At 34.7% G+C, this 12,768-nt stretch carries 12 protein-coding genes; all 12 read right to left on the bottom strand.

Going from position 1 to position 12,768, the window contains the following annotated elements; genetic code table 11:
* Positions 1 to 204: 204 nt before the first annotated feature.
* The 12 genes from EDD62_RS03995 to recD2 all read right to left on the bottom strand — a co-directional run bounded on the left by EDD62_RS03995 (position 205) and on the right by recD2 (position 12,762).
* Entirely contained in the window at positions 205 to 897 is a 693-nt protein-coding gene (locus EDD62_RS03995) for a 5'-methylthioadenosine/adenosylhomocysteine nucleosidase (RefSeq protein WP_123807616.1), read from the bottom strand.
* Positions 898 to 923: 26 nt separating this feature from the next.
* Positions 924 to 1,400, bottom strand: a complete 477-nt coding sequence (gene greA / locus EDD62_RS04000; protein WP_077140107.1) for a transcription elongation factor GreA — start codon at positions 1,398 to 1,400, stop codon at positions 924 to 926.
* 34 nt (positions 1,401 to 1,434) lie between these two features.
* A complete protein-coding gene (gene udk, locus EDD62_RS04005) occupies positions 1,435 to 2,088 on the bottom strand; it encodes a uridine kinase (protein WP_123807617.1) in 654 nt (217 codons plus the stop codon).
* Between the two features lie 2 nt (positions 2,089 to 2,090).
* A complete protein-coding gene (locus EDD62_RS04010) occupies positions 2,091 to 3,356 on the bottom strand; it encodes a peptidase U32 family protein (protein WP_123807618.1) in 1,266 nt (421 codons plus the stop codon).
* Between the two features lie 29 nt (positions 3,357 to 3,385).
* A complete protein-coding gene (locus tag EDD62_RS04015) occupies positions 3,386 to 4,303 on the bottom strand; it encodes a peptidase U32 family protein (protein WP_123807619.1) in 918 nt (305 codons plus the stop codon).
* 5 nt (positions 4,304 to 4,308) lie between these two features.
* A complete protein-coding gene (locus EDD62_RS04020; RefSeq protein WP_123807620.1) occupies positions 4,309 to 4,947 on the bottom strand; it encodes an O-methyltransferase in 639 nt (212 codons plus the stop codon).
* A 118-nt stretch (positions 4,948 to 5,065) separates the two neighbouring features.
* Positions 5,066 to 6,202 (bottom strand): endolytic transglycosylase MltG, encoded by a 1,137-nt coding sequence (gene mltG / locus EDD62_RS04025; RefSeq protein WP_123807621.1) that lies wholly within the window; start codon positions 6,200 to 6,202, stop codon positions 5,066 to 5,068.
* A gap of 139 nt (positions 6,203 to 6,341) precedes the next feature.
* Positions 6,342 to 6,644, bottom strand: coding sequence for a DUF1292 domain-containing protein (locus tag EDD62_RS04030; RefSeq protein ID WP_077140101.1), 303 nt, complete (start codon positions 6,642 to 6,644; stop codon positions 6,342 to 6,344).
* Between the two features lie 12 nt (positions 6,645 to 6,656).
* Entirely contained in the window at positions 6,657 to 7,082 is a 426-nt protein-coding gene (gene ruvX, locus EDD62_RS04035; RefSeq protein WP_123807622.1) for a Holliday junction resolvase RuvX, read from the bottom strand.
* Positions 7,072 to 7,341 (bottom strand): IreB family regulatory phosphoprotein, encoded by a 270-nt coding sequence (locus EDD62_RS04040; protein ID WP_077140099.1) that lies wholly within the window; start codon positions 7,339 to 7,341, stop codon positions 7,072 to 7,074. The genes ruvX and EDD62_RS04040 overlap by 11 nt, the downstream gene beginning before the upstream one ends.
* Before the next feature lie 57 nt (positions 7,342 to 7,398).
* Positions 7,399 to 10,029, bottom strand: a complete 2,631-nt coding sequence (gene alaS, locus EDD62_RS04045; protein ID WP_123807623.1) for an alanine--tRNA ligase — start codon at positions 10,027 to 10,029, stop codon at positions 7,399 to 7,401.
* A gap of 324 nt (positions 10,030 to 10,353) precedes the next feature.
* The gene (gene recD2 / locus EDD62_RS04050; protein WP_123807624.1) at positions 10,354 to 12,762 is read right to left on the bottom strand and encodes an SF1B family DNA helicase RecD2; all 2,409 of its coding nucleotides are present in this window, start codon (positions 12,760 to 12,762) and stop codon (positions 10,354 to 10,356) included.
* Between the last annotated feature and the right edge of the window lie 6 nt (positions 12,763 to 12,768).

The following is a 12,768-nucleotide window of genomic DNA, read 5'->3' on the forward strand; positions in this document are numbered from 1 at the left end:
ATTCAACTATATCGTATCGAAAATAGAGGTTAAATAAAAACAAAAAACCTCGACAGCTGACGAGGTTTAATGAATTATTCATAAATTTGATGTTCGCTAGTCTCTTCTACTTCTGTATCTGTGTAAATTAGAAATCCTATCACTGCTGTTAACACAAGTGCTGTTGCCATGATGAAAATCATAATGTCGCCTCCGATATAGAAATTAATCTATCATATTCCTCAATAGTAATTTTACAATGTTTGATGCACGTTTGCAAGATTCCTCTAAGAATTCTTCATACGAATCCATCGCTTCACCATTGGCATTATCAGAAATTGAACGAATAATCAAAAATGGTGTCTGATGTCGATGACAAACATGTGCGATTGCTGTTGATTCCATATCGACCGCAATCGCTTCTGGCTGAACTTCAGTGACTTTATTTTTTTGCTCTATCGTTCCGATAAATTGATCTCCACTCGTGACTTGTCCTTTATGAATTGGATACGGTAGTTGATCTAATACAGACTCCATTTGTTCTAACATATATTCATCTGAAATAAATGATTTAACCATTTGAGGAACTTGTCCAATGTCATAACCAAAATGTGTTGCATTGACATCGTGATATGTACACTCCGTCGAATAAACTGTATCTAAAACGTTCACTTTATTGCTCAAGCTTCCAGCAACACCAATATTGATTACGCGTGATGGATTATATTTCTGAATTAGAATTGTCGTCGTAAGTGCTGCATTAACCTTCCCTATACCAGCCAAAGACACGACAACATCACGTCCATTCAATTGTCCTTGATAAAAGTCCGTTTCACCCATCTTCATTTGTTGTACTTCTGTCATCTCATCGATTAATATATCAATTTCTTCTTGCATTGCACCGATAATTGCAATCATTGAATTACCCTCATTTCTCTAGGTCATTATTTAACACTTTTAATTTCAACGTCCATTGATGAACCATTAGGTAATGGTACTGTCACTTTATCTCCAACTTTTTTACCAAGTAATGTTTTCGCAATCGGGCTTTCATTTGAGATCTTACCTTCAAATGGATCTGCTTCAGCACTTCCTACGATTTGATAGCTTTCTTCATCACCATCAGGTACTTCTATAAATGTTACCATTTTACCAAGTTGTACTTCATCTGAATTCTTATTCGCTTCGATAATGACTGCATGACGAAGCATTGTTTCCATTTTAGTGATTTCCTGTTCGATAAATCCTTGTTCATCCTTAGCTGCATCATACTCTGAGTTCTCAGATAAATCACCGAAACTACGTGCTACTTTAATTTTTTCAACGACTTCTGGTCTTTTTTCAGTTTTATAAATTTCTAAATCTTTTTCTAATTTGTCATAACCTTCTTGTGTCATCGGGTATTCTTTCTTCGTATCCATACTACATTCCTCTTTCTATATATAATATAAATTATTATTTTTGATATATTGATGGGTCGACTGGTTTTGTCTCTCTAGCAATGCTTAATATTTTAGTCGAAAGTAAATCAATTGCAACTTCATTACTACCACCTTCGGGTACGATGATATCAGCATATCGCTTCGTTGGTTCTATAAATTGATTGTGCATCGGTCTTACTACCGTCATGTATTGATCAATAATAGATTCGATTGAACGATCTCGTTCTTTCATGTCACGCATAATGCGTCTTAAGATTCTAATATCCGCATCGGTATCAACATAGACCTTAACATCCATTAAATCACGTAACCGCTGATCTTCAAGTACAAATATGCCTTCCACTATCATAACATCTTTCGGCAGAATTGAAAGCGTTTTCTCACTTCTAGTGTGGACTTTATAATCATACGTTGGCACTTCTACATGGTGCTTATTTTTTATTTGCTCTAAATGTTCTACAAACAAATCGTTATCAAATGCAAATGGATGGTCATAATTTGTCTCTAATCGCTCTTCAAACGTTAAATGGCTTTGGTCTTTATAATAATAATCTTGTTCAATCAATCCAATGTTTAAATGGCTTAATTGATTCATAATTTTTCGAGTTACACTCGTCTTACCAGAACCACTTCCACCCGCGATACCAATAATTGTCGCTTCAGTCATCGTTATAGTTCCTTTCTCATCATGTTATGTGGATAAACTTTTTGCTTCATTGGGATTTGAACAATCTGTAATGGATGACGAGCAGCATCAAGTGATTCTCCTTCTTCATCATAAATTGCTTCCACAGTAACTGCGAAGTTATCAATTTCAGGTCCAAAGAACTCAATAACCTCACCTGGTTTAAAGTGATTTCTTTGTTGAATCGTTGCCATTTCAGTTTCTTCATTATAGTCTATGACTAAGCCGCAGAAATCATGGCTATTTTTTCTTTTTTGTCCGTCTCCAAACATTTGTTCATCAACGGATGGTACCCCTTCAAAGAAGGCCGGAGCAGTATCACGGTTCGCACATTTATCTAATTCAATCAACCATTCAGGATCAATTTTGAAATTATCAGGATCGTTATAATATTCATCAATGACTTTACGATAAACTCGTACAACTGTCGCAATATAATGAATTGACTTCATTCGTCCTTCAATCTTTAAAGAATCGATGCCAATATCCATCATTTTTGGGATCGATTCAATTAATTTCAAATCTTTCGGGCTCATCGCAAATGGTGTCGCTTCTTCACCGTATACGAAATCAAGAGAATCATCATCTTCAATGGATAATAAATCGTAATCCCAACGACAAGACTGACAACAACCCCCACGGTTAGAATCTCTTGCGGTCATATGATTACTTAAAGTACATCGTCCTGAATATGCAATACACATTGCACCGTGAATAAACGCTTCAATCTCAATGTCTACTTTGTCTTTAATTTGTTGCATTTCTTCTGCACTCGTTTCACGCGCTAGTACAACACGCTCCAACCCTTCACTCTTCCAATATTCAACAGCTTTATAATTACTCAAACTTTGTTGAGTACTCAAATGAATTTCTAATTGAGGTGCAACACGTTTACATGCTTCAATAATAAATGGATCTGCCACGATAATACCTGTAACACCTGCATTTTGTAATTGTAATAAATATTCATCTAATCCATCAAAGTTTTCGTTATGTGCAAAAATATTGGTCGTCACATAAATTTTCGCATTATATTGATTGGCGAATTCAACACCTTCACGAATCTCTTCAATTGTAAAATTGTCCGCGTTACTTCTTAATCCAAATTCTTGCCCACCTAAGAACACAGCATCGGCACCATAATGAACGGCCACTTTTAATTTTTCTAAATTTCCAGCTGGCGCTAATAATTCAGGTTTCTTAAGTAACGTTTTGTTAGATTTTAATTGTTCTTCTGTTAATACTGCCATTGTAAAACCTCCTTTAAGATCTCTGATCACTAATAAACCGTTTGCTTAAACATAAATCCTGTATCTAAAGGACGATAAGTTGGTTGAATTTCTTCAATATTCATTGCTAAATCAAACAGCTCATCATGAAAAGCATCTCTATCTTCATGATATAAATCAATTGCTTTGCGATAATTTTTGGTTACTTCATTGATATAATCTTCATTTCGTAAAATACCATCTATTCTAAATACATCGATATTTGCCTCTAAAAATACTTCTAACTCTTCAAGCAACATCATATCGTTCGGAGAGAAGATATGTGTTCCTTGGACATCTTCATAAATCGGATATTTATTGCCACGTTCCTCATCATACAACAACATACTATCAGGTTGATCTCTATTTTCAATTTTCATCGCTTTCTCTTGGTACAAATAGTAATGACCTAATAATGGTCGTTTTGAATGAAACATACATGTCGCACCATGCACTTGTATTTCAACTTGTGCTTTCGTTAATTGTTTAATTTCAATCATTTCATCTTCATTCAGTTCACGTGCTAAATAACTTCTCACCGCACCTCGATCAAACCAATAATCACATTGGAAGCTATTCGTTGCAATTGTTTCTGCATTCCATATTAATTCGAATGGGTGTACGAGCTCCTTATTGTACATAACAATTGAAGGATCTCCAAAATATATACCATCTATATCTACTTCCATCAGTGATTTCATATATGTTTCAACAGATTGTAAATGTTCATTATGAAATACAGCATTCATATTTACATAAACCTTTTTATCTGCTTTATTCGCTACGACCTCTTTAATTTCATCTATCGACATCGAAGTCGGTAACCTTAATGAAAATTGATCTTCACCAACGAGTACTGCATCTGCGCCGATCTTAAATAAATGTAGTGCATGTTCAACAGATTTCGGCGTTACTAATAATTCATTCATTGTCTTCACTCCTTTATCGTCACCATCAATCCATCACCGATTGAATATATCGATGATTGGTAACCTTGTAATGTATGGACATACTCATTATACGCTCTAATATTTCGTGCAACTTTAAGATGTTTCTTCGGAACTTGTTCATCTTCACTCATCACATAACCTTGGAACAACACATTATCCGTTATAATCATCCCACCAGATTTGACAAGTGGTGCATATAAGTCGAACATCTTTTGAATATTCGTTTTACTTGCGTCGATAAAAAGTAAATCTAATGATAAACGTTTCACTTCATCGTAGCACTCAAAAATGTCACCTTCTATCAAGCTCACTTGGTTCAATTGGTCATATTGATTTAAATTATCTTTACACTGTTGAATTCGTACTTTATCTCTTTCAATTGTATATAACGCTAACGATGGGTTACCGTAAATAAAACTTAATGCACTGTAACCGACTGCAGCTCCAAGCTCTAATACTGTTGTCGGTTTCGTCACTTGAATGAGTTGTCTAATTAACATCAATGCATCATCTTCAATAATTGGGACATATTGATCTAATGCATCATTTCGTAAATCTTTGTAAGGAATATTGTCCAAATGCATGCGTTCTAAATAATTATGATCTAATGATCGATTAATCAAAACATTTCACTCCACATATAAAAGACTAACTGACAACATACGTTGCCAGTCAGTTTATTATCATTACTATACTATTAACTTCAATGTATTTTAACATATTAGGTCTCAAAATGAAAGGTTATTCATTCGTAATATACTTCGCTTTATTTTCATTATGCTCATCAAGCGTTGTTGCAAAATGGTTTTTACCTTCTTTATCCGCTAAGAAGTAAAGATAATCAGTGGTTGCCGGTTCAATAACACTATCGATTGATTGAATACCAGGTGCCGCAATCGGTCCTGGAGTTAATCCTTTGTTTTTATAAGTATTATATGGTGAATCTACTTCTAGATCTTCATACATCGTACGACTTTTATGTTCACCTAATGCGTATAACACCGTTGGGTCCGTCTGAAGTGGCATCGAAGTTGGTGCAATTTCCATACGATTATAAAATACTGAAGCAATTTTCGCACGATCAGCTAGACTTGTCGCTTCACGCTCAACCATTGATGATAAAGTTAATAAATCATGGAAGGACATCTTCTTAGACTCTCCTTCAAAAGTATATGTCATTTGGTTATTTAAAGATTTATACTTTGCATAACTGTTATTATAAGTTGCTTCAATCATTTTTTTGATGATTGTTTCAGCACTCGGCTTCTCTTCTGTAAAATCATACGTTGCTGGGAATAGATACCCTTCAAGTGGGAATTTTACCGACTTACCAAAGACATCATCACTAATCATACCTTTATACTCTTTTTGTAATGATTTGATAAACGCTTTATCTTTCGTCTTATTGATAAAATCTTTTTCAGTAATATTTGTTTTATCCGCAACTTTCTTTGCAATCTGTTCGATTGTGTAACCTTCTGGAATTGCAATTTGGAATAATACTGGCTTATACACTTCGCCTTCTTCCATACTTTTTGCTATATCATCTAACGTCATCGACGGAGATAAGTCATATTGACCTGACTTGTAATCATTATAGTTATTAAATTTCAAAAATAGTTTAAATATCGTTGCATTATTAATAATGCCTTCTTTTTCAAGTTGCTCTGATATTTGTGTTGATGAAGCTCCTTGAGCAATTTCAATTTCCTTTGTTTTAGTATTTCCTTTATCTGCAGGGCTTAATCCACTTTTCACATAAAAGAACATCCACAACGCTAACAATATTAAGACAATCGAAAGCACACCAATAATGATTAATGATAATATACTAGAAAAACTACGTGCTTTTTCTACTTCGTTAAAGTTATTGTTCATTCATAAAATCCTCACTCATATATAATATATTTAGTGTATCATAACATAATACATTATAATTTGCTTTATTACATGAAAATATCAGCTCATTAATCACTCATGAGCTGATCATTTTAAAGTATTTTACTATCTTAAATTCTTAAGCTTCGAAGTCTTCTTCACCTAAGTCCATTTGAGCACCTACGACTTCTTCAATCATATCCCATTCTTCATCCGTCTCTACCGGTAAAAGCTTACCACCTTCACCATCTTCATCAGGAATATTAATCATTGGAATCAATTCTAACTCTTCTTCTTCTTGAGTGCCTTCTTCTGCTAAAATGATGTAATCTTTATCAAATTGATCACTATGGAACTCTAACATTTTACGGTATAATACTTCATTTCCTTCTTCATCATATAATGTTAATAACTCTTCTTCGAAATGTTGTTCATTCGTCATATCAATCTCTCCTCATTGTTGGCTATCAAGATAACCTTGTAGTATAAATACTGCGGCCATTTTATCGATAACATTTTTCCTTTTTTTACGTGAGACATCCGCTTCTAACAATGCTCTAGAAGCACCCATCGTACTTAAGCGTTCATCCCATAAAGTAATTTTAACATAGGGTAATTCGTTTTGTAATATATTATAATACTCCATCGTCTCTTCACCTCGAAACCCGACAGAGTTATTCATATTTTTCGGCATCCCTAGAACGATATGTTGAATGTCATACTCAAATACAATTTCTTTCAAACGATCAATGCCATAATCTTCTTTATTTACGTTAACTTCAATCGTTTCAAGACCTTGTGCAGTCCAACCTAATAAATCACTCACTGCAATACCAACACGTCTTAAGCCGTAATCTATTCCAAGTACCCTATTTGTCATTTGTACCAATATTGTTTGAAATGTAATTATTTACAAGTTCTTCCATGATATCATCACGATCTAATAAACGGATTTGGTTTCTCGCATCATTATGTCTAGGAATATATGCAGGGTCACCACTTTGTAGATATCCGACAATTTGGTCTATTGGAGAGTATCCACGTTCGTTTAATGTGTTATACACATTAATTAATACACTTTTGACATCTTCTTTTTTTTCAATAGGGTCAAATCGTTTCGTTAAATCTTTGTTGCTCATTTTACCAACCCCTAAATTTATTATTCGATACATTAACACTATACATTATTTTACTATTTAAACATTGCTTTTAATCATATCTTTAACAAACTGTAATGTGTTTGAGATATTGTCTATATTTGTTCCTCCACCTTGTGCGCTATCTTTACGACCTCCACCACGGCCATCAACTAAAGGAGCACTTTCCTTAACAACTTGGCCAGCTTGAATACGGTCTGTCACATCATCAGATACGTTACAAATCATCGAGACTTTATCATCGTGATGACTCATCAAATAAATGACATACGATTTAAGTTGTGATTTATAATCATCTGCTATTTCACGTAACACTTTTGGATTATCTGCTTCAACGGTTGTCACTAAAACTTTTACACCATTTATATCTTCTATTTCTTGTGCAATATTTGAAGACTGACTTTTAGCGATTTCTTTTTTCAATTGTGCAATTTCTTTTTCTTGTACTTTGATCTCTTCAGCCATACTTTTCGCTTTAGAGATGACATCATCATCTGCTTTAACATTGATAGTCGATTTAATAGATTTGAACTTATCGAAGTAATCATTCAAATAGTCGTATGCAACATGCCCGGTAATCGCTTCAATCCTTCTTACACCAGCACCTGTCCCTGACTCAGAAGTAATCTTGAATAACCCAACTTGACTCGTGTTTGTTACGTGTGTACCACCACAAAGTTCAATTGAGTATGGCTCTATATTTACGACACGAACGATATCACCATATTTCTCTCCAAATAATGCCATAGCACCTAATTTTTTTGCTTCATCTATTGGCATGGATTGAATGTCGACATTTAATGCTTCAAATATCTTTTCATTGACTTTCTCTTCGATTTGACTCAATGTCTCTTCATCAATCTTACCGAAATGACTAAAATCAAAGCGTAATTTATCAGCATCTACTAATGAACCAGCCTGATTAACATGATCACCTAAAACATCTTTAAGCACTTGATGTAAAAGATGCGTTGCCGTATGATTTTTCATAATTGAAGTTCTCTTTTTTGTGTCAATCTGTGCATTCACTTCGGCTTCAGTTTTTAACGTTCCTGATTTTACTTCAACTTGATGAAGATGCTGACCTTTTGGTGCTTTAGACACTTGAGTGACATTCACTTCACACTCATTAGAAGAAATCATTCCACGATCAGCAACTTGTCCACCACTTTCTGCATAGAACGGTGTTTGTTTGAGAATCACTTGCCCAATGTCACCTTCATTTAAAGCATCAACAATTGAACCATCTTTAACGATCACCGATACGGTGGATTGTATAGATGTTGATTCATACCCTACAAATTCAGAATCTACTTCAATCTCATTGAAGACATCATTTTGAACTTGCATACTACTTGAGACATTCCTTGCTTCTCTAGCACGTTGTTGTTGTGCTTGCATTTCTTGTTTAAAGCCTTCTTCATCAACTGTCAATTGATGTTCTTCAGCGTATTCTCTCGTCAACTCCACTGGGAAACCGAATGTGTCATATAATTTGAACACATCTCTTCCTTTCAGTTCATGTTGATTCGATTTCGCTTCTTCAATTAATTGTAAGAGTAATTTTTCACCCTCTTCAATCGTTTCGAAAAATCTAGCTTCCTCAGATTTCAGCACATCTTGAATCAACTGTGCTTTTTGTTCCACTTCTGGATAAAATTCACGCATCACATCAATGACGATTGGAACAAGTTTATACATAAATGGCTCATCAAAGTTTAATTTCGTCCCAAACCTTACAGCACGACGGATTAAACGGCGCAAAATGTATCCTCTACCTTCACTTGATGGTAGCGCACCATCTCCAATTGCAAAGGTTACCGTTCTGACATGATCACTAATTATTTTAAAGTGAGGCTTGTATTCATCTTGTGTATAGCGAATATCCGTCATAAATTCTACTTTTTCAATAATCGGATATATGAGATCAGTTTCATAATTAGTTTCTGTATTTTGGATGACAGAAGTAATACGTTCAAGACCCATCCCGGTATCAATGTTTTGCTTTGGTAATGGCGTATACGTATTATCTTCATTATGATTGAACTCACTAAATACAAGATTCCATATTTCTAAATAACGTTCGTTCTCTCCACCAGGATACATTTCATTGGCTGGATCGTTTTGACCATATGCCTCACCACGATCATAAAAAATTTCTGTATTTGGACCACTTGGACCAACTCCAATATCCCAGAAGTTTCCTTCTATTCTAATAATTCGACCATCATCTAATCCAATCATATCGTGCCACAACGCATAAGCTTCTTCATCTTCTGGATGAATAGTGACGTAAATTTTATCCTCGTCTAAGTCTAACCACTCTGGACTTGTCAAAAATTCATACGCAAACTCAATCGCTTCTTTCTTGAAATAATCACCAATACTAAAATTCCCAAGCATCTCAAAAAATGTATGATGTCGCGCTGTAAACCCTACATTTTCAACATCATTGGTACGAATTGACTTTTGAGCGTTGGTGATTTTTGGGTTATCTGGAATGACACGGCCATCGAAATATTTCTTTAACGTTGCGACACCCGAGTTAATCCATAACAGCGTATCATCATCGATTGGCACAAGTGGTGCACTCGGTTCTATTTGATGCCCTTTTGATTTAAAGAAATCCAAAAACATTTGTCTTATTTCATTACCTGTTAAATTTTTCATCAAATCACTCCTATTATTTCCGATTAAAAAAAATACATTCAACCCATATCACAGGGGCGAATGTATCCGCGGTACCACCCTAATTATAGACGCAAAGCACCTATCACTTAGTAATATATTAAATTAAACTGAAGTAGCATGATATGTCAATGAACCCTTTCACCAAATAGGTTCTCTCTTTTTATCATTATTCATTAATAGAATTAATTTGCTAAATATATCATATAGTTTCAGTCTTAATATAAGTCATTTCTCATCGTTGAGTTATATAAATTATAATCATTATCAAAAAAAAAATCAATGAATACCCTTTGAATGATTTCATCATTTTTGCATGAAATCATATGGAGATACTTCCTCACAACCAATGGACGGGTGAATATTTTCAAACTCGTTTTGATTAACTTGTTGAACAAATGGTCTAGCGATATTTTCATCTTGATGTTCATGTAAATCATCTTCGTCATGATCAACTTCTATTTGCTCTTTATATTCTCTATGATTTACATCGACTGCTTTAAACTGTTCCTTAATATATTCGCTTAAATGCGTATATCTCACAATATTATTATTCGATAAACCAATATTAAAGGCTTCGGGTTCTCCTATAAGTAATAACGATTCTTTTGCTCGAGTAATCCCTGTATACAGAATACTCTTTTGAAGCATTCTATAATATCCTTTGACGACTGGCATAATCACAATTGGGAATTCTGACCCTTGAGACTTATGTATACTGCATGCGTATGCCAATGTGATTTCAATTAGGTCTTTCCGTTGATATTCTACACTATTGCCTTGATAATCGACTGTTACAACCCCATCATCAATCGTTTGGATAATCCCCATATCCCCATTAAATACTTGATCATTCGGTCTGTTGACCAATTGGAGTACTTTATCTCCGACCCGGTACAATAAATCATCATTAATCTTAATTTCATTCAATGTTGGATCTTTTGGATTTAGTCTATTTTGTAGCACTTGATTCAGTCGATTGATACCAGCACTCCCACGATATATCGGAGCAAGCACTTGGAATTCAGATTTATCACGTCCTCGTGATATACCACTCGATACAGCCCAATCAATCTTATCTGCAATTTCATCTTGGTGACATTGTATGAAAGTTCTATCTTTATATTTTTGTCTTATATCGATATGTTCACCATTCTTCATTTGATGAGCTAAGTGAACTATGGACGACCCTTCTTGCTGACGATACACCCGATCAAGCCTCGTATGGTTAAAGCATTTAGATTGAATTAAGTCATGAAACACATATCCTGGCCCAACACTTGGGAGTTGATCTTCATCGCCAACAAAGATAATCTTAGTTCCGGGTTGAATACATTGTAATAATTGATAGAACAAGTACGTATCGACCATCGACATTTCATCAACGATAATTAGTTCCGCATTAATTTCAGTATCTAATTCATCCGTCTCAGAACTATCAATACCATATCCTATTAGTCTATGAATGGTAGACGCCATCAAGCCAGTTGTTTCATTCAAACGCTTTGCAGCTCGTCCTGTTGGAGCACATAACCGAATCGGAAAATCTTCTTCATCGTCGTATTCTGACAACTCAATTGGCGCATCGGTAAGCCTTAAATATAAGTTTACGATACCATTAATGACTGTTGTCTTACCAGTCCCTGGACCACCAGATAAGATGACGATGGAATGATCCATAAAATTAGATAATACATCACGTTGTGCGCTTGAGTATTCTATACCAAGTTCATCCTCTAGTTCACCAATCGTTTCTTCGATATGCGATTGATCAAAGCCCGATTCAACATGCTGCTCGTCTTCAACCATTTGTCTTAATAATTTACTTGCCCGTCGTTCTGCATAGTATAGTTGGGGGATATAATAACGGTCTTCATCTTGAAAAATATCCTGTCGTTCAATCAATTGTAATATATGTTCTTTGTAGAGTGATTCATCGTTAGAAAGGTCTAACAATTCATCTGTTAACATCACCCATTCAAATGATGTTATGTATGTATGACCTTCTTGGTGACAAAATTGGTCTATCGTATGAATTAATCCAGCATAAATGCGTTCAGGATGGTCGTAGCTCATGCCCATATTTTGAGCTAACTTATCAGCCGTGTGAAATCCTATACCGCGAACATCTTTTACGATGCGGAAAGGATTTTCTTGAATCCTGGCCACGGTCTCTTCTTTATACGTTTTATATAATTTAACACTTGCTTCCGGACCAATACCCCATTCATTTAATTGAATCATAATATCTTGGGTTGCTCTATTTTCAACGATTCCTTTATAAATCGTAGTCTTTAAAGTGTCTTTAATATTAACTTCTTCCAATACAGCCTCATTATTATAAATACGTTCTAATGCATCATTACCTAAAGATTCTATAACTTTCTGGGCTGTCTTTAGACCTACACCATGAAATAAATCACTGGATAAATACTTCACTACTGCATCGTAATCAGAAGGGAGTTTCTTTTTATACGTTGACACTTTAAATTGCTCACCATATTTAGGGTGTTCAATCAACTGGCCAATAAATTCATACTCTTCTCCTTCAGTAATGTTAGGCATCAAACCAATGACATTGATTTCGTCCTCTAGAGATAATGTCGAATCTTTAATTGTGACATTCAGTACTGTATATGCATTATCAGCATTATGAAAAATGATTCGTTCTGCAATCCCTACTATTGCAGAAGATTGAGCTGTTTGTTGTTGCATCTTGTC

Source organism: Abyssicoccus albus, from assembly GCF_003815035.1.
Classification (GTDB): domain Bacteria; phylum Bacillota; class Bacilli; order Staphylococcales; family Abyssicoccaceae; genus Abyssicoccus; species Abyssicoccus albus.